Source organism: Streptomyces albipurpureus, assembly GCF_023701525.1.
GTDB lineage: Bacteria > Actinomycetota > Actinomycetes > Streptomycetales > Streptomycetaceae > Streptomyces > Streptomyces albipurpureus.
On record NZ_JAMQAW010000042.1, the window covers coordinates 123543 to 141545 of the forward strand.

Genomic DNA, 18003 nt, shown 5'->3' on the forward strand with positions numbered 1-18003 from the left:
ATTAGCTCCTTTTGCGGTTGGCCTTGCTCTGGTTGGTGGGCCTCGCCCCGAACTTCGGTGTGACGACGGCCCCGGTCACCTCTCCCCGGGCGTCCCGGATCTTCGCGATCATCCGCGTTGCCCAGCGCCACATGGCCCGCATGACGACGATCTCGCCCGCGGCTAGCAGTGCGACCAGGAAGAGGAGCGGCATCAGCCACATGGCGACGGTTCCGTCAGCGCTGAGCGCACCCCGGGAGGCCCCCGACTGCTGGTGCAGCCACGCTCCCAGCAGCGGGATGATGACCACGGCCGTGACGAACGCCAGCAGGTAGTCGGCGAGAAGGACGATGGCCCGGAAGAAGCCCGCCCACACCACGACGGGGAACCCGCCGGCTTCCTTCTTCGGGGCCAGACGCCGCCATCCGTTGCGCAGCTTCGAGTCCTTCTGCTTCTTCACGGCCTTCGCCGTGGTCTTCTTCGCCGTCGTGGCCGGGCTGCTCGGGGCGGTCGTCTCGGTCTTCTCCAAGGCATGGGTCGACATGTTCGTGTCCTTACGTCTCGTCGGGGTCTTCTGGGTTGCGTGCTGAAGCGGCGGGCGCTCCGCTCACCCGGTCGGCTTGGGGGTGGCCGTTCCTCGCTGCGGCAGCGAGGGCATCGCGGGTTCTGCTGGAGGCCAGATAGACGTCCAGCGACGTCACCGTGCCGTCCTGAGAGGTGGAGTAGGTGAAGACCGCGAACTCGCCCCTGGCGGCGCTGTTCTGAGCCGGGCCAACGCGGACCGGATCGAGCCGGGCCACTCCCGTGTACGAGTAGTTCAGGCCCTGCACCCGACTCACATTGATGTCCAGATCTCCAAGCGTGTACGTCGTCCCGGCGCCCTTCGTGGCTCCCGTCACCGTCATCCACCCCGGCACAAACTCGGTGAGCACCCGGGACTCGTGGTCGAGGAAGCCGTAGCGCGCGTCGAGCAGAACCTGCTGCTCCTTGACGGCCCGGGTCGACGCCGAGCTGCCGGTGAGACTGAGCAGAAGAGACCGCCCCGTCGCCCTGTCACGGTTCACCCTCTCGATGTCCATTCCCGGCAGCTGGGCCAGCAGCGCCGCGTGTTGCGTCGCCAGCTTGGTCTTGGCGTTGCCGAGGTTGCCTTCGAGCTTCTGGACCAGTGCGTAGGCCTGGGTGCCCGTCGCGGCCGGTCCGTTGCTGAGCAGACCGGAGGCGAGCGTGAACACCGAGAGCGCGAGTAGCGCCCCGGTGCCGCCGAGCAGGATCTTCCCGGCGTGCTGGCGCAGCTTGTCCTTGATCTCCTCGTTCACGGTGTCTTCACCTCCTGCTTCAGGGCCTCGCCGGTGGCCGTCGTGCCGGTCTGGATGCTCACGAACGCCTTCCGGACCAGGCCGAAATCGGCGCGGGCCCAGGCCAGCACCGCCGGTTTCTCGCCCGCACCCGTTCTGGTCTCCATCGCCAGCCAGGTCACCGTGACGGTGCTGTCGTCGTTGACCAGGTAGGGCACCTGGGTGATCCACTCAAAGCCGGAGTTGAAGCTCATCGGGATCCCGACACCAGACGCCACGCCCTTGTCACTGGCGAGCAGGTACCACGGCCCCAGGTCCGCCTGGTGCACCGAGGGCGAAGTAGTGGATGAGGTTGCGCAGCGTCGAATCAGACGTCGCCGTGTCGAGCTTCCCGCCATCCGCCGCGACTCTGGGAGTCAGGTAGCGGTAGTCGTTCTGCAGCTCCGCGACCTGACCAGCCGCAGTCAGGGCCGAGGTCAGACCACGCTCGGCATCGTCGGCCTTCGGCAGCGCCGCCGCCTTCGCCTCGGTGATCCTGATCTGCTCCTGCAGAGAAGAGATCTCCGGCGCAGATGTATCGCTTACCACGCCCTGACCGCCGGAGAGTCCCGCGGAGAGTGCGAAGCACAGCAGCGCGCCCACACCCATGCTCACGCCGGCTACGAGGGTGCGCTTGCGCAGGCCGTCTGCGGGCTCCGTCTGCTCAGCAGTGTCCGCGCCCTCCGGCGAGGACGCGGACGGCGCAACGAAGCGCGTCTTGCGCACCGCGCCCCCACTCGACTCACTGGCCTGTCTCGATGCCATTGATCCTCAACTCGCCGCTCCACTCAAGTATCAATGCAACTCTATCAACAAGGTGATTCGAAAGGGGGTGTGGATCAATTGGAATAGCGTGTCTCGCCACTTGCCGGGGTGCCGGAGAGGTTGGAGACCTTGCCCTGGGCGTCGACCGTGACGAAGAGCAGCGCGCGCCGGTGCGCCGTGACACTGGCTTTGCTCGCCTTGTTCTGGGACGCCGCGTCGGAGGTGACCTCGACGTCGGCCAGCACGGCGTAGGTGTAGACGCCCGCTTTGACGTCGACGACCTCGATGCCCGGATCCGCGCCGAGGGCAGAGTTCAGGCCGACCGTGTTGATGTAGTAGTAACGCCGTCCCTGAGCGTCCTCGTTAAACCTCGACGGAGGCATGAATGACTTCAGGAACCTCTCGTTCTCGGTGAGGCCGAACCGGTTCTTCAGGCTTTCGCGCGCCGCTTCGTAGCTCTGTCCCGAGTCCCAGGTGAATGCCATCGAGAGCAGTGACGTGATGCGCTCACCGTCGGTGCTCAGCCGGTTCCGGCTGACACCCAGGGCTTCCATGACGTCCGCGTCTACCTGCTCGGCGTTCTTCTTCTGGATGCCTGCCAGGTGACCCTCGGCATCGTTGATCTGGGCTTCCTGCTCGGCCAGGGCCGCGCGCTGGCTGCTCCAGGTCACGCCGGCAACCGTCGCGACGACCGCGAGGGCCACTGCCGTGGCCAGGGTTGCGAGGTTGCGCCGGAGGGGTCCCTGCCGCGCGGGCTCTGCCGACTGCTCCGTCATCGCTTCCCACCCTCTTCCTGTGGGCCCGTGTCGCCGAGTTCGGGGACTCCGGACCCGGCCGCCTTGATCGCGGGGTTCCCGTACCGAGCCCCAGTGGCGGTCACGACGAGCGCCAAGCGGTCGAAGGCCCCCGTCGTCCCGTTGCGCAGGTAGCGCGCACTTGCCCAGGCGAGCACCTCACCGCTCTTCGTGTCCCGGCACAGCCAGACGACCTTTGCCTGGTTCGTCGCCACCGAGCCGTCCTTCGCGCTCAGATCGGGCGTCACCGTCTCGACCTTCCACGTGTACGTGCTCGGGGCAGCTGCGTTCTGGCCGTCGTAGCGGATGTACCAGGCGTGGCGCGGATCGATCTCCGTGGTCGCATCGAACGGCGTCAGGGACGAGGTGCTGTACGCCTCCTTGTCACTGACGAGAAAGGAGCTCTTGCTGAACAGCGGGGCCATGTTCCTGCGGTGCTTGATGATCTCCAACGCGGCCCGGCTCGGCGCCCCGTTGTTCGGCCCGGGCTGGAGACTTGCCTGGTGGTACAACGCGGCGAAGGTCTGCTCGCCGGATGCGACCTTCTTCGCGTCGGCGGCCGCCGCCTCGGTGAGCTTGGACAGCCGAGCGCCCGCGTCCGCCTTCACGGGCGGGGACTGGGCATCGTCCAGACGCCCCTTGAGCTGGATGATCTGGGCCTCGTTGTCCGCCGTGCTCGCCTCGAAGCTCTCGCTGTCCACACCCGTGGCGACGACCAGGGCGAGGATCCCGACCCCCGTCACTGCGGTCACACAGCGTCGCATCAGACGCGCGTTGTCTTCCGGGCCGCGCGCCTGGACTCGATCGCGTCGGCGGATCGCCCAGTCCGCGAAGCGCTCTTCGAGTTCAGCTCCGGTGACCTTCTTGCGCGTCTTCGGCGCCGGGGCCTTCTCCTCGGGCATCGATCCGGTCTCCTGGTCGGTTCCGGGGCTATCGGACTCGTCATGGACTGTTGTCACCGAACACACTCCTTACTCCACGTCGCCCTCATAAGCGACTCAAGACTATACGGACAGGTATTCATGGCCGAGTCCTGAATCTATTCAATGGGAGCCTGAAAAGCGGAGTCGGCATTGAAGGTCTGCGTCGAACATGGAGAAGCCGGTACCGAGGTCACTCGGTACCGGCTTCTCACTCCCCGGTCAGATGCAACGCATCAGACCCTTTTGATCTTGTCGGAGGGGAGCATTGAATCCGACATGTCCACGAACTTCCAGCCCTCGGCCGCCATTCGCGCCGCACTGTCGACGCGAACCCGACCCATGTAAGCGCAGTAACCGGCCTCGCCGAGAACGACCTTGTCGCCCTGGACGCCGAGCACCACGAGAGTGTGACCGGCGGGGATCGAACCTTGGCTGGAGCCCACCGAGTACGCCGTCGGGGTCGAGGACATCTGCTTGCCGGTCTCCCTCCCAATAGTGAACGCCGTCTCCTTGCCGTCGCCGACCGGGTAGCCCTGGAACGTTGTGTACTTGTTCACGAAGTAGGTTGAGAACGACACGCAGTTCATCGCGTGGTTGTCACCGCAGGAGCCGGGACCTCCGTCCGGACCGTACCGATCGTCGAGGAACTTGTCGCCCTCCTTGTTGAAGAGATCGACGAGGCCCTGGGCCTCCTCCTGTGTCATCCCGCCGTCCTTCAGCGAGACGGAACCACCGCCCTTGGAAGTGCAGCTGCCCAGGATTGTGTTAATTCCGTTCGCGATGTTCTCGATGATCCCGCCGACGATGTCCTCGACGCCGCCAACGATCGAGCTGTCGACTGACCAGCCGCTCATCTTGCCGAACCACATCTCGGCCTTGTCGCCTCGTGCGGTGAGCCCGGCCGCGCCGTCGCCAGAGCGCTCCCATTTCTGGTGGAAGTGCAGCGCCGCCGCACGCGGCGAACCCTGAGACCTCTTGAGCATGTCCTTGAAGACCCTGACATCGCGCGGGTTGTCACCATCGACCATGAAGGCCACCTGGGCCTTGATCGTGAACCAGTCAACTCCCTTGCTCTTCGCGTACTGGCGCAGCAGCGTGTTACGGCCGAACGTCCACTGCCCGAGACCAATGCCGTTGTCCGTGTTCTGTGCTGCGCTGGTCTTGGCAGCGGTCATGGCGTACGTCCCCGAGGGGAAGTTCTGCACGCTCGTCGGATCGATCCCGGACTCCTGTGACCAGTTACCGAGGATGCCCGAGATGTTCTCCTTCGGCATCCCCCAGCTGCTGAGCACCGAGTAGATCTCCTTGGCGTTCCTCTCCATGTCCGCCGGGACGGTGGCCCCGGAGCCGTCGCCGACGCTACCTGCGTTGAGGACGCACGCTGCCCCGTTCGCGCTGATGCTGCCCTCGGTCTGCGCCGTCGAGTTGAGGACCCCGCTGAGGACCGTGCCCAGTAGGGACACGGTGGCCGTCACCGCGGCTATGCCAGACATCGCTGCGGCGACAGGGGTTATCGTCGCCGTGACAGTGACGCCCAAGACCGCACCGGCCGTGTTGGCTATGAAGCTGCCGATCGCCACAAACGGCGCAGCGATCGCGTGGCCAATCGCCTTGAGGATGTTGACGAAGAGCGTCCAGAGCAGCTTCCCGGCGTTCATAGCCATCGCCATGGCCGCGAAGAACATGGCCTTCAGCCAGTTCAGGAGAGCCATGGCCATGACCAAGCCGATGGCCGGCGGGGCGGCAGCCGCGCCACCGCCGACGGCGATGCCCTTGGCCGCCTTCGAGCCCAGGCCCCCGTCGTCCTTCGACACACCGCGCTCGTAGCCCGTGCCGCCGGCACCCAGCCCACGCTGATCGGCAGGCTTGACGTCCGGGCCGCCGCCGGTGACCTTGGACACACCCTTGACCGCGTCCTGGCCCCCCTCGACTCCGACGCTCGTCGCCGCTCCAACGACAGCTCCCGGAAGCCCGCCAGCCTGTGCGCCGGTCACGGCACCGGACACGGCAGCCCCCGCGTAACGCCCGACGTTACGGCGGGTCGCGCTGCTGCCGTCCCCCTCGATCGCCTTCTGGGTCGCGCTTCCGGCCATGTTCCCGGCGACGCCGTTCATGCCCTGCTTGATCTTCGACATGGCGTTCGCGGCACCAGCCGCCTTGCCTGCGGTCTCTGTGATGTCTGCCGCGTCCGGCGTCCTCGGCGCAGTGTTCGCCGCGCCGGAGGGAGCGGAAGAGTCAGCTCCCGTCCCCCGGAAGTGCTTGGGCGCGCCGACGTTGCTCGCGGCGGACCTCTCGGTGCCCTCCTTCGGGCCGAGGCTCTTGGTCCCGCGACCCTGCCGGGGCATCCTCTGACGCACCGACGCGCTCGGCAGATCCTTCGCCGTCTCCTTCGTGGGGCTTCGACTCGGCTTGTCGCTGGCCATGTCGCTATCCTTTCCGTCCCAATCCTGGTGGCGTTCTGAGTCACTTCCCCACCACACTCAATGGAGCGTGGTGAGGAAGTCCTTGTCGCCGCGGACGGTGCCGTTGGATTGCACGTCCCGCAAACTCACGTCCAGCCGGAGAAGGTCGAGTGAGAGGTCCGACTCGTACTGGGACTTGTTCCTGGAGTAGTTCTGATACGCCTGCGAAAGGTTGTTCATGATGTTCATGAGCGGGCGCATCGTCACGTCAGAGGACTGGTAGTCCCTGGTCAGGCTGGTGCCGTCCGAGAGAGTCCACTGCATGTCCGAGACCTGGCGGCTGGTCGGATCCGAGCCCCCGTCTCGCTTCTTGGTGAAGAACTGGGCGTAGCTCTGTCCGGCTGGCACCAGGGCGTCGAGGTAGCCGTCGTAGACGTTGCCCGCGCGCCAGTTGAGGTCGAAGCCGCCCGGGACGACGTGCTTGGTCTCCAGCGCCAGCGTCGAAACGCCGTCCTTTGCTTCGGCTGCGGAGAAGCCTGTGATCTCGTCCGTGGCGATCGCGACCGGGACGGTCGGCGGACGAAGGAACAGGCCGTCGATCTTCGTCGTCTGCAGCTCGGACGTATATGACTGAATCTGCGTCAGATTCGTCCGCATCTCGACGAGCTTCTGGTCCAGGGCATCCCTGGCTTCGGCCTCCTTCTCCTTGAGCGCGACCTCGTAGTAGGCCTGTGCGGGGTCGAAGGCCAGGGCGTCGAGCGCCGCAATCTTCTGGACGCCGGACGCGCCAGGGTTGAAGAAGACCCGCCACTGGTCGTACTTGGAGAAGGTCTCGTCGCCGGCCAGCTTCCCGCTGCTCTGCGGCTGTTTCGCTCCGGGAGTGGTGAGTTCGGCGTTCGCGCGGACCGTCAAGTTCAACACCTGACGGTCGAAAGGCCGGTCGGCGTCCAGGAGGAGCCCGATGTAGCCGGTCGAGCCGAAGGCGTAGAAGGATCCCTTGATCCCGCTGGTGCTGACCGGCTCGCTGTTCAACGAGGTGTCCGACCCGAGCAGGAACGCCCGGTAGTCCGCGGCGTTGTACGAGATCTGGGCGGTCGGGCTGAAGTGCATCATCACGAGCGCCTTGTTGCCGCTCTTGTTGGTGTAGACCCCGTCGACGGTGCCGTCGAGATTCGTCTTCGACGTCTTGAAGCCGCTGGTGTACAGCGCTGTCTGCGACAGCGAGTCACGCCCCGCCTGGTACGCCAAGGCACCCGATGCGCTGATCACGATCGCACCCGTGACCGCGAAGATGCCGAAGAACACCCCGAAGCGCTCGATTGCATGGTGCGAGTCGAGCTTGAACTTCCTGTTGAAGGCCCGGGCCTTGTCCGTGATCCCCATGCTCTGCTCTCCTTCGTGCCTGCGCTGTGCTGTGGTCCCGGAAACGCCAAACCGGCCCGGAGGAGGCCTGCACCTCAACCGACCCGGTCCGCTCGACGCCTCTACTCCCGGTGGTGTGCACGGTCTGTGACGGTCTCCTAGTCGGAGGGGCCGCTCAGGAGTCCGCTGACCTCATCGGCGGTCTGGATGATCACCGTGCCGCCGCCGAGGTCCGTGATGGTCTGCTGGCCGCCGGAGCCGATCGTTGAGATCAGTGACCACCCGCCGGTGCCCAGGGCCCCGCCGACGAGGATGAGGAGCGCGATCGTTCCCCAGCCCTGCTGGTTGCCCGCGGACTGCGGGTTGGCCATCAGCTTCTTGAGCAGGAGCACACCGCCCCATACCAGGCCGGCAGCGCCGATCATCATGAGGAGAAGGCCACCCCAGAGCTGGATCTGAGACTTGGCGTTCTGCAGGAAGCTCGTCAGGTCCCAGGCCGCGCTCGGCAGGGATGCCTGTGTGAGGGCGGCCACCTCGTAGATCTTCGTCATGGTTCTTCCCTCTTTGCCTTTCGAATCATGTCGGTGACATGGCAGTGAGCCGCGAGGTGACAAGCGAAGCCGCTCACCCGGGCGGGCGCCGATAGAAGCGCTTGAGTGACTGGGTACATGCCGCCGACCCGCCTGTCGACTCATGTATGTGCACGTCCGCGATGGCCAATGTACCTCATTCGTACAGCGAATCGAAGGGAATCGGGAAAGGCTATCGATAGGCGGCTGAAAGGTGCTCGGAGACGAGTAGAATCGACGCTGCGGCGTGCGACCTCGGGTCGCGGTGGACACCTGTGGAATCCGCAGTGCGAGATGTGTAATGTGCTGCCCTAGCACTCTGCGACGCTGGCCTGCTCATTTTCGAGGCGGGCCATCCCCATACGCCCCGTCAATCGCGATCTTGACCAGGAAGTGCCAAATCGCCATGAACCCACTGCCCGGGGACGTTTTCGCCCGCCGACTCCGCCAAGAACGCGAACGCCTCGGCATCAGCCAGGCAGAGCTGGCGCGCCGTATGGCCGCACTGCTCGGCACGAACTTTGACTCCACCGCCATTACGCGCATCGAGCAGCAAACCCGCGCGGTCAGGCTCGATGAGGCGGTCACCGCCGCCCAGGCCCTCGACGTTCCTCTGATCACACTGGTCAGCGATAGCTACGCCCGGGAAAACGAGGCTGAGATCCAGAACCAGCTTGCCGAGCTCGCCCTCGCCGAGCAGGAATGGGAGAAGGTGCGCCAGAAGATCCACCGGATCACCCAGACCATTCAGCAGCTCTCCGCCGAGCGGGAGAGCTTCCGCTCTCACGCGATGGACGTCAATCCCGAGACCGCCGGTGACTACGAACTCGATCCCGAGACTCAGGCTGCCCTCGACGCCCGGATGAGTGCTGCCCGCGACAAGCCGGCCGGAGAGGCCGCAAGCACAGGCTCATGACGCTGTTCCGGGCGGGCCTGGTTGAACTCCAGGTCGTAGAAATTCGCCGCCCCGGGCTTCCGCCACCGATCGGCTGTGGTCGAACTCGCCATATTGCCGGTCCAGAACCCCTGGCTTGCTGATCACCCCTCGGATCCAGAACGCTCGGGGCTTTCACCTGCCACAGTTCATCGATCGGGCTGCTGGTGTTCGACGTGATCACGGCGCTGCTGCTGGAGCCACGGACATTCCACCCGTACGCCGGATTGCCCATCCGTGCCCCGCCGCCCGGTGGTAACCGAAGAGCCGCCAACGGCGTCGAAGCCGCGCCTGTCTGCGTACTCGATAGTTCGATCGCCGCCGCGCCTCCCCACCCCCTGGCAGCGGCACCTGCCGAGTAGGGTCGACCCGGCCCCAGGTGGCCTTCGGGCAGATCCGCACACCTGCGCGCGGCAGCCGATCTGCCCGCCCGGGCCCCATCGACCGTGGGGCTCGCGCCACGCACCGAGGACCAACCGACCCGACCCGCCCGGAGGACGCGACCTGCGCGAACCCGAGCTAGGTCGGCTCGCAGGGGAGGAGCAGCTGCTGTGGGGAAGGGACAGGCTGATAGCCGACCTGTGCCAGCAGGTGCAAAAGCTCTGCAAACCGCTTCGTTCGGAGCGGGAGAGCACCGCACCTGAGCCGGTGACGGTATAGGTCGAGCCCGAGCAGCAGTTCCGCGCTCCTCGATCAGTACAGCTAGGCTGCGTAGGCATGGGAATCGACTGGGAGAACATGCTCGGCACAAGCGGCAACGGTCTCAACGATGCCTACGACAGCGCGGTCTCCGCGGTCATCTACAGCGAGGACCAGACGGGCAGTCGTAGGCTGCTCCCGGTCGGCGACGAGCACGACGACACAGACGGCCTGCGCTGAACTGAGCGCACACACGAAATCACCCCAGGCTCACCGGGCGTTTTCGTGCCGCAGGAGTCGTCTCATGGGTCAGTGTCGTCGTCTTAGAGGTGGTAGAGCAGAGGGCGCTGGTGCCGGTCGGTGCCATGAGCTCCGGCGCCCCCGCTGGATGAGGGCACCGGACGACGGGTCAGTCGGCCGGGTCTAGATCGCGGATGGGCCGGGCCAGTTCCGCCGTGGTCATGCCCGTGGCCTCCGGAAGCTCCCTGAGCCGCTGCTGAAGCGGAATGTGGGGGAGCGGATGCGGCGCCGGTGACATACTCTCCCGCCCGGCTGCTGCGAGGTGGTCTTTCGGCTCTGTCGACGCCGGGGCGCTGGCCTGAGTAATGGAGAGCAGCAGGGAGTGCGCGTGCTGGGCCGTCACGGCGGCGTTCCCGGCTGGTCGGGAAGAGCTGGCAGGGCAGGCAGGGGTGGGTGCGGAGTGTGTTCCCACTGGTCGTAGGCGCTCTGGGCCGAGGTCACCGGCGGCAGTGCCAGCCGCGTCGGCCGGTGGTGGAGGCTGGGGTGGTCGGGGTCGCGAAGGCCGGTGAAGAAGTCGGACGGGCCCGGCCGCGGAGCAGGAGCAGGACGAGGGGCATCGTGTCGAAACAGCGGGCCACCTGGAGCAGGGCCGTGGCGGCGTGCTTGCACAGGGCGCTGCGGCTGGAGCAGCTGCACGAGGCGAGACTTCAGGCGCCAGCGTTTGGCCGGACGGGCAAGGGCGGCCAGTACGGCCAGAATCGACCTGAAAAGGCGGTGGGCCGGACGGGGACGTCGCTTGGCCGCTGTCTGTCGTTCGCGACCAGCCGATCATCTCGCCGACATCGCCGCTATCCGTATCGGTCCCGACGGACTATTCCAAGTGGAGCAGCTCAACAGATGATCGCCGCCCCGCTTTCCTGACCTACCTCGGCCGGCCCTTGAGTGTCCTGCTGCTCTACAGCAGGCCCGGACAGGCGAGTTCGTTGTCAGGGGGTGGCGGCTTGCGAAGAGCGTCACGCAGGGCCTCCTCCATGTCAGGGAGCCGGTCCAGCAGCATCAGGGCCGCCTCGTGCCGCACCCGCCCGTAGGCCTCAAGTGCGGCGTCGACGATGTGCGGTCGTTCCACTGGTACCGACAGCGGAAAGGCCGAGCAGAGCATGGCTGCACAGCCGACACGCAGCGAGGACAAGAGGTCGTCTGCGGGCGTCTTCGGGTTGGCGTCCCGGTAGGCCAGGGTGAGATCGGTGTATCCGGTGAGCCAGCTCTCCGCACTGTTGTCCAGCACGCTCTTGGGGTCACAGCCAAGACGTGCGATCTCCCAGGCGAGGTACCCGGATGCGGGCGGTCGGAAGTCCACGATCGCCGCAACCTCGTCGTTCTTGAACAGAACGTTGGGGCCGGCCATGTCGCCGTGCAGGATCTGGACGGTCAGCTGTGGAAGCGAAGCGAGGGCGCACTCGACGTCCCCCAGGATGACTTGACGCTCACGCGCCGCCTGCAGCGCCCACGTCTCGAACTCCCCGAGCCTGGGCATGTGCCGGTACGCATGGATCAGGCGCTCGAAGCGGTCCCGCGAGGCGGCCACGTCGCACACCGCGGCACCGGGCTCCAGGGTGGGTGCGGCGGCGGGGTGGGCGGCGAGCCGGCTGTGGAGGCGGCCCATCGCTGTGCCGACCGCTGCCCACCGGGCACCCGTCAGGCCGCCTTCGGCGCTCGCAGTGTGCGGCACGTACGACCACAGGGACATGGGCAGGCGGCCGTGGGTCGCGATGAGTTCGTGCTCGCGTGTGCGGGTTGCCCGCGCGGTCGTGACTCCTTCGTCGGCGCAGTACTCGGACAGTTCGACCGAGGTCCGCTCCAGATCCAGATGTTCCCGAGTGCGGTAGACCTTGGCGAAGTGCCGCCGGCCCGCCTGGTCCACGACGGCGTAGTTGTCCGTCGCGGTGCCTTCCGGGATACGCGTGATGTCTGCCGGGTGCAGCCCGTACGCGAGCACCAGCATGTCGGCGACCGCCGTGATCTGCTCCTCCTCCGAGGTGCGGCCGGGAGGCGAAATCGCGGCGACAGGCTTGGGGGGCTGGTGAGATGCGGTGGACATGGTCTCCTCGTCGAGGCGCACAGCGATAGCGGTCAGATGATGGGCGGGCGCCGGTGGTCGTGGCGATCCGGTGGCGGGCTCGGACTGCGGCCGCCAGGTCTTCAGGCGAGCCGCGGCGGGCCGCGCCGGGGCCGCGAGGTCGCCGACGGACAACGCTTCGTCAATGCGGTCATCTGATTGCGCCTCCCTCGTTCGGGTGGTCGCAGTACTCGAGACTCGACCCGGCATCGCCACCAGATGCCGGCAGGGGCCGGCCGGCCAAGCCGACACTGCGGCGGGATGCCGCGTGAATCGCCTGATCGAGGCGGCGGGCGCGGTACGCGACGTCGACTCTTCGTTGACCAGTTCGGCATCGCACGGGCGGGGGGTAGGGCCGACCGGCGGGCGCCGCGGCACCGGGTAGGGGTGCTCGTCGCATAGAGTGCGGGCGCGCAGGCGTGCACGGGGTTCGCCGTGAGGCGATCTTGGACGCCTTCGTTCTCGTCTCCGCAGGCATCCCTTGGGCAGCACCACCAGGAGGAACAGTGTCGTCCCCGCAAGTGATCACCCCCGCGGAGCAGCTCGCCGAGGCGAAGAAGCAGCTGAACTTTCCGCGTATCGTCGCGATCTGCGGCTCCACCCGTTTTATGGCCGAGATGGCCGAGGCCGATGTGCGGGAGACCAAGGCCGGGAGGATCGTCGTCAAGCCGGGCTGCGACCTGAAGTCGCCGCATGAGTTCTGGTCCGATCCTGTCGAGGCTGAGGCGCTGAAGATTCGGCTCGACGAGCTGCACCGGTCGAAGATCCTTCTCGCTGACGAGGTGCTCGTGGTCGGTGATTACATCGGAGACAGCACCAGGTCCGAGATCGCCTACGCCCGGTCGCTGGGCCGGCCCGTGCGGTTCACGCACCCCGAAGTCGACCCCGCCGCCTGAGCGCCCGTCCCCGCGCCCTGCGCAGGAGGCGCCCCGTCGGGGTAGATCGTCTGGCGGGCGGCGCGGTGGTGAGAGCGGGCTCACGGGGCTGCGGGGCGCATCGCGTCCGTGATGGCGGCGGTGAGCTGCTGCGCGTGGTCCAGCAGGTAGAAGTGGCCGCCGTCGTACCTCTTGAGTCCGCGGAAGTCGGTCGTGAGCGCCTGCCAGGCGAGGAGTCGGTCCTCGCCGATCAGCGTGTCGCTGCGGCCCGCGAACACCGTGAGCGGGACGGGCAGCGGCTCGGGGCTGCGGCGAGCAGCCCAGGTGTCCACGAGTTTGAAGTCGCTGCGGAACACCGGGGCGAACTTCTTCCAGACGTCCTCGTTGTCGAGGAGCTGCGGTGGGCTGCCGCCGCCGCTGCGCAGCCAGGCGCGCAGTTCGTCGTCGGCCATCAGGTGAGGGCTGCTGCCGCCGGCGTCGTCTCCCGGGGCACCATAGGCGGAGACCCCCAGCCAGGCCGGGAGCGGTTCCCGCTCGCGGAGGAGTCGTTGGGTGAGCTGGTAGGCGAGCAGGGCGCCCATGCTGTGGCCGAAGAACCCGAAGGGCCGGTCGAGCAGGGGTGCGACGGCGGCGTGGAAGTAGTCGACCAGCTGCCCGCAGTCGTCGATCAGCGGCAGGGCCTGGAGGCTGCCGCGGCCGGGCGCCTCCAGGAGACACAGTTCCCAGTCCTCGGGGACGTGCTCCGCCCAGCCCCGGTAGAGCAGGTGCGAGCCGCCGGCGTGGTGGAGCAGGAACAGGCGTGCCGCTGGGTCGCTTACGGGCCTGGGTCGGATGAGCGGGGAGGGCGGGGTCTCGCCGGTGAGCTTCGAGGTGAGGAACGCGTGCAGCTCGGCGAGGGTGGTGACGCCGCTGGCGGCCACCGCGTTGTCCGGGACGCCGTACGCACTCACGCGGGTGGAGATCTCCAGCATCAACAGCGAGTCGATGTCGAGCTCGTAAGCGAAGTGCGCATCGTTGGTGACCTCTTCGGGGTTGATCTCCAGGGCCCCGGCTATCAGGACGCGGAGCTCTTCGATGGTCACGCTCGTCGTGGTCATGGGTGTTGTCCTCGTTCCTGCATGGACGGGCGAAGGGCTGGCGGCGGCGGAGTCAGCAGCAGGGCGGCCGTCGCGTCGTGGCGGGGGCCTCCGACGGTGGCCAGGACGTTGCCAGCGGCACCGCTGGCCAGGTGGGCGGCCGCGGTGGCGCACTGTAGGACGCCGAGCGCCCCGGACAGCGGGCCCAGCTGGGATTCCAGGTCGATCCGGCGCATGGCAGCGAGCAGACGGCCCGCCCCGGCGCCGGCGGATTCCGTCCCGTCCGTGAGCCACAGTCCGACGGGGCCTCCCTCGGTCGCTCCGGTGGAGGCCAGTGCCTCGGCGAGGTTCCGGCTCCGTGCGTAGCCGGCGATGGTGGCGCTGGGCCGTGCGCCCCGGGAAGCGGCGGCGTCCGCGGGCTCCAGGACGACCGCGACCGCCGCGTCGGTGGACTGCTCGCCGAGGATCTTCGTCACCACGTGATTGCCTGGCTCGACGCCGACGACGACGGCGGCCTCGGCGCGGCCGGCTGTGATGAGGTTCCGGGCCCAGGCCACGGCGTCCAGACCGCTCGTGACGCCGTTGCTGACGGTCAGGTTGGGGCCGCGCAGCCGGTAGCGGATGGCCACCCAACCGGCGATGACGTTGCTGGACGTCTGCGGCAGCCCCAGGGGGCTGAGGCCCGTGACGCCCGCGGTGGCGATGGTGTCGACGGCTTCGCAAACGCTGTCCGCATTGCCCCAGTTGGTGCTGACCAGAACGGCGGTCGAGTCGGCCGCGCCCGTGAACATGGCGTCGGCGTCGGTCAGACCGGCGTCGTGGAGAGCGAACTCGGCCGCGCGCAGGGCGAGCCGGGACGCGCGGTCCTTATGGCGCAGCTCGCGTCCGACCAGTCCGGTGGCCGGGTCGAAGCCGCCCTCCCCCGGCAGCGGTCCGAGAAGGTCTCCGTACGTCCCGACTCCGGGCAGCGCCAGGCCGATGCCCGTGACGACGACCTCCCTACCGTTCGGACCACTCCCGCTGCGCGCGGTGCTCGTCGCGTTCATCGAGCCGCCTCCACGATCGCGACGGCGTTGATCCCTCCGAAGCCGAACGCGTCGACCTGAGCGATGGCCAGGTCACCGGAGACGGGGCTGCCCTGCACCAGGCCCAGCCCCGCGGCCTCCGGGATCGGATCGGTCAGCCCCAGGACCGGGGGTACCGTCCCTTCCTTCATGGCGAGCACCGCCATGACGAGGCTGAGCAGTCCCGAGCCGCCCAGGGTGTGGCCGGTCATCGCCTTGATGGCGGTCATCCGCGGACCCGCACCCGCGCCCTGGAAGATCTGGCGAAGGACGCTCGACTCCGTCGTGTCGTTGAGGGGGGTGCCGCTGCCGTGCAGCATTACCAGGTCGATGTCGCTCGCCCGCACCCCTGCTCGTCTGTGGGCGTCGAGCACCGCGCGGGTGATGCCGTCGGGGTCGGGCGCGGTGGCGTGGTGGGCGTCGCAGCCCATGGACACACCACGCACCCGGGCGTGCACGGGCCCGCTCCCGGTACCGGCGCGCTGGACGACGACGGCCGCCGCGCCCTCCCCTATCAGCATGCCCTTGTGCGTGACGTCGAAGGGGCGCAGCGCGTCGGGGAGGTCGTTCTGCACCCGGTCCAGCGTGCCGAAGCCGCCCTCGGTGGCAGCGTCGGTGCCCGCGACGACGACGGTGTCGGCCAGGCCGAGGTCGATCATGTCGGTGGCCACGCCGAGCGCGTACAGCGAGGCTGAGCAGGCGTTGGCGAAGGTGTACGTGGTGGACGCCCCGAAGGCCGCCTTCAAGGCCGTGCCGAAATGCAGGTCTTCGAGGACGACTTCCGCGTCGTCGCGCCACCACAGTTCGAGGCTGCGCTGCTCGCGCATGGTGGTCCCGACCAGCACGGGTATCTGGGACAGGTCCTCGTCCAGGCCCGTGTCGGCGACTGCCTGACGGACCACGGTGGTGAGCCAGCGGGTGGCGCGGAGCGGGATGTCGCCACCGCCCTCGGGCCGGTCGTCGATCTCGTAGGCGTAGGCCGCCCGGTACTTGTCGGGGTCGAACGCCTTCAGCGGCTTGCGGCTCTCCTGGCCCGCGCACAACGCGGCGAAGATCTCTTCGGGGCTGGCACCGATGTTGGCGACGGCGGCCATGCCCGTAATGTCCCAGGTCACGGTTGTGCAGCCGCCTTCCGCAGTTCGAAGGCGGCCAGCTTGCCGGTCGACGTGGTCGGGAGCTTGTCGCGGAACTCCAGACGGGCGGGCCGCTTGTAGGCGGCGAGGCCGCCACGGATCGCGGCGAGCACCGCGCGCCGCACCCCGGCCAAGTCGGATCCCGGCCGGGCCACCAGATAGGCCACGGCCTGCTCCAGGCCGTCGGCGTCACGGCCGCCGACCACCACGCAGTCCTGGACCCCTTCCGCGCCGCGGACGACGCTCTCGATCTCACCCGGATAGACCTTGTAGCCGCCCAGGTTGAGCAGGTCGTCGGCGCGGCAGAGATGGGTGAACGTGCCGTCGGGCGCGCGGCGCACCACGTCGCCGGTGTACGCGCCGCCGTCGGCGAAGGTGACCGCGGCGGCCTCGGGCCGTCCGATGTAGCCGAGGGCGACGGTCGGGCCGGCGATGTGGAGCCGGCCCTCCTCCCCGTCGGCGACGAGCGTGCCGTCCACTGCCCGGACGGTCGCGGTGATCCCGGGCACCGGGACCCCGAAAGTGCCCGGACGCTCGTTTCCCGGCGGCGTGCCGACGACGATGTGGAGCACCTCGGTGGCGCCGAGACCGTTGAGCAGGTCGGCCTGGAAGACAGCGCGGATCCGCTCGCTGAGCGGACCCGGCAGATTCTCGCCAGCCGCGACGCACAGCCGCACAGATTCGGCCGCCGCTGCCCCGGAGTCGTTCAGCAGCGCGGCGTACAGCCGCGGGACCGAGAACAGCACGGTGGGTTGGTGACGCTGCAGCGCGGCGGCGAGTGAGTGGACGTCGACGGTGCCGCTGATGAGCGCCACGCGGGAACCGGCCGCCAGAGGGCACAGGACGGAACTGCCGAAGCCGTAGCCGAACGACATCCTCGCGGTGGACAGCACGGTGTCCCCGGGGGTCAGCGCCAATACCGTGCCGATGCCGTCGGCCAGGGCCGCGATCGCCCCCGCCGAGTGCCGCACCCCCTTGGGCATGCCGGTGCTTCCGGAGGTGTACTGCACGAGCGCCTCACGCCCCGCACTCCACGCGGCCGGGGGCCCAGCCTCCTGCGGGCAGCGTGCGGGGCCGGCCTCGGCCGTGGCCAGAACGGCGCGGACGTCAGCGCCGGCGAACCGGGTCGTCGTCTCGAACAGCTCCTCCAGGGCGCGTTGCCGCTTGGGGGCTGCGTCGAGGTGCACCATCGCGGCGGCGCAGTCCTCGGCGATGTAGCGGACCTCGTCGTCCGTGAGCATCGGGCTGATCACCACGGGGACGCAGCCCTGCCACCACAGGCCGAGAACGGCGACGACGGTCGCCACGGAGTCGTCGGCGACCAGGAGACCACGAGCGCCCTCAGGCACGCCCGCTGCCCGCAGAGCGCCCGCATACCCACGTACCGCTTCCAGGAGGGCGGCGTAGGTGACCTCCCCCGCCTGGGGGTCGAGGTAGCTGGTCCTGTCGCCCCGGCCTGCGCAGACGTGACCCGCCACCAGACGGCCGATCAGGTTGACCCCGCTCGCCCGCTCGCTGAGCACGGACACCGCGGCGTCCAGGCTGGTGAGGGCTGCCGCCTCCCCGGCGGACAGGGCTCCGAACTCGCGCTCGATCGCGGCCGTGATCGCACCCTTCTCCAAGGAGCTGATTCCGAGCTCCTCGTAGAACAGGGCACCGGACTCGAAGGCATCCCCTTCCACTTCGAGGACGGACGCCACGATCTCTCGAAGCCTGTCGGGGACTGTATCGATGGGCTCTGCGTCGCGCATCGGCAGATGTCCTTTCCGTATCTTCGTAATCGAGAAGTGAGATCTGG

Annotated in this window: 18 protein-coding genes and 1 pseudogene; 3 read left to right on the top strand and 16 right to left on the bottom strand. The window is 68.0% G+C overall.

Going from position 1 to position 18003, the window contains the following annotated elements; all coding sequences use genetic code 11:
* Window position 1 precedes the first annotated feature (1 nt).
* The 9 genes from NBG84_RS31170 to NBG84_RS31210 all read right to left on the bottom strand — a co-directional run bounded on the left by NBG84_RS31170 (window position 2) and on the right by NBG84_RS31210 (window position 8110).
* Entirely contained in the window at window positions 2-523 is a 522-nt protein-coding gene (locus tag NBG84_RS31170; protein WP_250923025.1) for a hypothetical protein, read from the bottom strand.
* Window positions 524-533: 10 nt separating this feature from the next.
* Complete coding sequence (locus NBG84_RS31175; RefSeq protein WP_250923026.1) at window positions 534-1295, bottom strand: hypothetical protein; 762 nt, start codon at window positions 1293-1295, stop codon at window positions 534-536.
* Window positions 1292-1528, bottom strand: coding sequence for a hypothetical protein (locus NBG84_RS31180; protein WP_250923027.1), 237 nt, complete (start codon window positions 1526-1528; stop codon window positions 1292-1294). The genes NBG84_RS31175 and NBG84_RS31180 overlap by 4 nt, the downstream gene beginning before the upstream one ends.
* Before the next feature lie 31 nt (window positions 1529-1559).
* Window positions 1560-2078, bottom strand: coding sequence for a hypothetical protein (locus NBG84_RS31185; protein WP_250923028.1), 519 nt, complete (start codon window positions 2076-2078; stop codon window positions 1560-1562).
* Between the two features lie 74 nt (window positions 2079-2152).
* A complete protein-coding gene (locus tag NBG84_RS31190) occupies window positions 2153-2854 on the bottom strand; it encodes a hypothetical protein (RefSeq protein WP_250923029.1) in 702 nt (233 codons plus the stop codon).
* On the bottom strand, window positions 2851-3831 hold the full coding sequence (locus NBG84_RS31195) for a hypothetical protein (RefSeq protein WP_250923030.1): 981 nt from the start codon (window positions 3829-3831) through the stop codon (window positions 2851-2853). The genes NBG84_RS31190 and NBG84_RS31195 overlap by 4 nt, the downstream gene beginning before the upstream one ends.
* A 197-nt stretch (window positions 3832-4028) precedes the next feature.
* A complete protein-coding gene (locus NBG84_RS31200; RefSeq protein ID WP_250923031.1) occupies window positions 4029-6218 on the bottom strand; it encodes a phage tail tip lysozyme in 2190 nt (729 codons plus the stop codon).
* Between the two features lie 57 nt (window positions 6219-6275).
* Window positions 6276-7580 carry a hypothetical protein gene (locus NBG84_RS31205; protein WP_250923032.1) on the bottom strand — a complete coding sequence of 435 codons (1305 nt, stop codon included), beginning with the start codon at window positions 7578-7580 and terminating at the stop codon, window positions 6276-6278.
* Between the two features lie 137 nt (window positions 7581-7717).
* The gene (locus tag NBG84_RS31210) at window positions 7718-8110 is read right to left on the bottom strand and encodes a hypothetical protein (protein ID WP_250923033.1); all 393 of its coding nucleotides are present in this window, start codon (window positions 8108-8110) and stop codon (window positions 7718-7720) included.
* A 424-nt stretch (window positions 8111-8534) separates the two neighbouring features.
* Between NBG84_RS31210 and NBG84_RS31215 the strand changes: the two genes are divergently transcribed.
* The gene (locus tag NBG84_RS31215) at window positions 8535-9044 is read left to right on the top strand and encodes a helix-turn-helix domain-containing protein (RefSeq protein ID WP_250923034.1); all 510 of its coding nucleotides are present in this window, start codon (window positions 8535-8537) and stop codon (window positions 9042-9044) included.
* Window positions 9045-9779: 735 nt separating this feature from the next.
* On the top strand, window positions 9780-9941 hold the full coding sequence (locus NBG84_RS31220; protein WP_250923035.1) for a hypothetical protein: 162 nt from the start codon (window positions 9780-9782) through the stop codon (window positions 9939-9941).
* 169 nt (window positions 9942-10110) lie between these two features.
* On the opposite strand, the gene NBG84_RS31225 is transcribed toward NBG84_RS31220, so the two are convergent.
* From NBG84_RS31225 to NBG84_RS31235, 3 genes and pseudogenes are all read right to left on the bottom strand, one after another.
* Window positions 10111-10344 (bottom strand): hypothetical protein, encoded by a 234-nt coding sequence (locus NBG84_RS31225; protein ID WP_250923036.1) that lies wholly within the window; start codon window positions 10342-10344, stop codon window positions 10111-10113.
* Window positions 10345-10438: 94 nt separating this feature from the next.
* A pseudogene (locus NBG84_RS31230) lies at window positions 10439-10615 on the bottom strand (hypothetical protein); the annotation flags it as partial.
* 281 nt (window positions 10616-10896) lie between these two features.
* Entirely contained in the window at window positions 10897-12039 is a 1143-nt protein-coding gene (locus NBG84_RS31235; RefSeq protein ID WP_250923037.1) for a phosphotransferase enzyme family protein, read from the bottom strand.
* A 524-nt stretch (window positions 12040-12563) separates the two neighbouring features.
* Here NBG84_RS31235 and NBG84_RS31240 point away from each other — a divergent pair.
* Window positions 12564-12953 carry a hypothetical protein gene (locus NBG84_RS31240; protein WP_250923038.1) on the top strand — a complete coding sequence of 130 codons (390 nt, stop codon included), beginning with the start codon at window positions 12564-12566 and terminating at the stop codon, window positions 12951-12953.
* A gap of 80 nt (window positions 12954-13033) precedes the next feature.
* Here the strand turns inward: NBG84_RS31240 and NBG84_RS31245 are convergent, their stop codons facing one another.
* The 4 genes from NBG84_RS31245 to NBG84_RS31260 are packed head-to-tail and all read right to left on the bottom strand — an operon-like array spanning window position 13034 to window position 17956.
* Complete coding sequence (locus NBG84_RS31245) at window positions 13034-14029, bottom strand: thioesterase domain-containing protein (protein ID WP_250923039.1); 996 nt, start codon at window positions 14027-14029, stop codon at window positions 13034-13036.
* Window positions 14026-15054 (bottom strand): beta-ketoacyl synthase N-terminal-like domain-containing protein, encoded by a 1029-nt coding sequence (locus tag NBG84_RS31250; RefSeq protein ID WP_250923040.1) that lies wholly within the window; start codon window positions 15052-15054, stop codon window positions 14026-14028. Before NBG84_RS31250 ends, NBG84_RS31245 begins: the two co-directional genes overlap by 4 nt.
* On the bottom strand, window positions 15051-16187 hold the full coding sequence (locus tag NBG84_RS31255; RefSeq protein WP_250923041.1) for a beta-ketoacyl synthase N-terminal-like domain-containing protein: 1137 nt from the start codon (window positions 16185-16187) through the stop codon (window positions 15051-15053). Before NBG84_RS31255 ends, NBG84_RS31250 begins: the two co-directional genes overlap by 4 nt.
* The gene (locus tag NBG84_RS31260) at window positions 16184-17956 is read right to left on the bottom strand and encodes an AMP-binding protein (RefSeq protein ID WP_250923042.1); all 1773 of its coding nucleotides are present in this window, start codon (window positions 17954-17956) and stop codon (window positions 16184-16186) included. The genes NBG84_RS31255 and NBG84_RS31260 overlap by 4 nt, the downstream gene beginning before the upstream one ends.
* Window positions 17957-18003: the final 47 nt, after the last annotated feature.

Bases quoted from the DNA above. Each gene is read 5' to 3' on its own strand.
- NBG84_RS31170 (WP_250923025.1), bottom strand. From the start codon at position 523: ATGTCGACCCATGCCTTGGAGAAGACCGAGACGACCGCCCCGAGCAGC.
- NBG84_RS31180 (WP_250923027.1), bottom strand. From the start codon at position 1,528: ATGAGCTTCAACTCCGGCTTTGAGTGGATCACCCAGGTGCCCTACCTG.
- NBG84_RS31185 (WP_250923028.1), bottom strand. From the start codon at position 2,078: ATGGCATCGAGACAGGCCAGTGAGTCGAGTGGGGGCGCGGTGCGCAAG.
- NBG84_RS31190 (WP_250923029.1), bottom strand. From the start codon at position 2,854: ATGACGGAGCAGTCGGCAGAGCCCGCGCGGCAGGGACCCCTCCGGCGC.
- NBG84_RS31200 (WP_250923031.1), bottom strand. From the start codon at position 6,218: ATGGCCAGCGACAAGCCGAGTCGAAGCCCCACGAAGGAGACGGCGAAG.
- NBG84_RS31205 (WP_250923032.1), bottom strand. From the start codon at position 7,580: ATGGGGATCACGGACAAGGCCCGGGCCTTCAACAGGAAGTTCAAGCTC.
- NBG84_RS31210 (WP_250923033.1), bottom strand. From the start codon at position 8,110: ATGACGAAGATCTACGAGGTGGCCGCCCTCACACAGGCATCCCTGCCG.
- NBG84_RS31215 (WP_250923034.1), top strand. From the start codon at position 8,535: ATGAACCCACTGCCCGGGGACGTTTTCGCCCGCCGACTCCGCCAAGAA.
- NBG84_RS31220 (WP_250923035.1), top strand. From the start codon at position 9,780: ATGGGAATCGACTGGGAGAACATGCTCGGCACAAGCGGCAACGGTCTC.
- NBG84_RS31235 (WP_250923037.1), bottom strand. From the start codon at position 12,039: ATGTCCACCGCATCTCACCAGCCCCCCAAGCCTGTCGCCGCGATTTCG.
- NBG84_RS31245 (WP_250923039.1), bottom strand. From the start codon at position 14,029: ATGACCACGACGAGCGTGACCATCGAAGAGCTCCGCGTCCTGATAGCC.
- NBG84_RS31250 (WP_250923040.1), bottom strand. From the start codon at position 15,054: ATGAACGCGACGAGCACCGCGCGCAGCGGGAGTGGTCCGAACGGTAGG.
- NBG84_RS31260 (WP_250923042.1), bottom strand. From the start codon at position 17,956: ATGCGCGACGCAGAGCCCATCGATACAGTCCCCGACAGGCTTCGAGAG.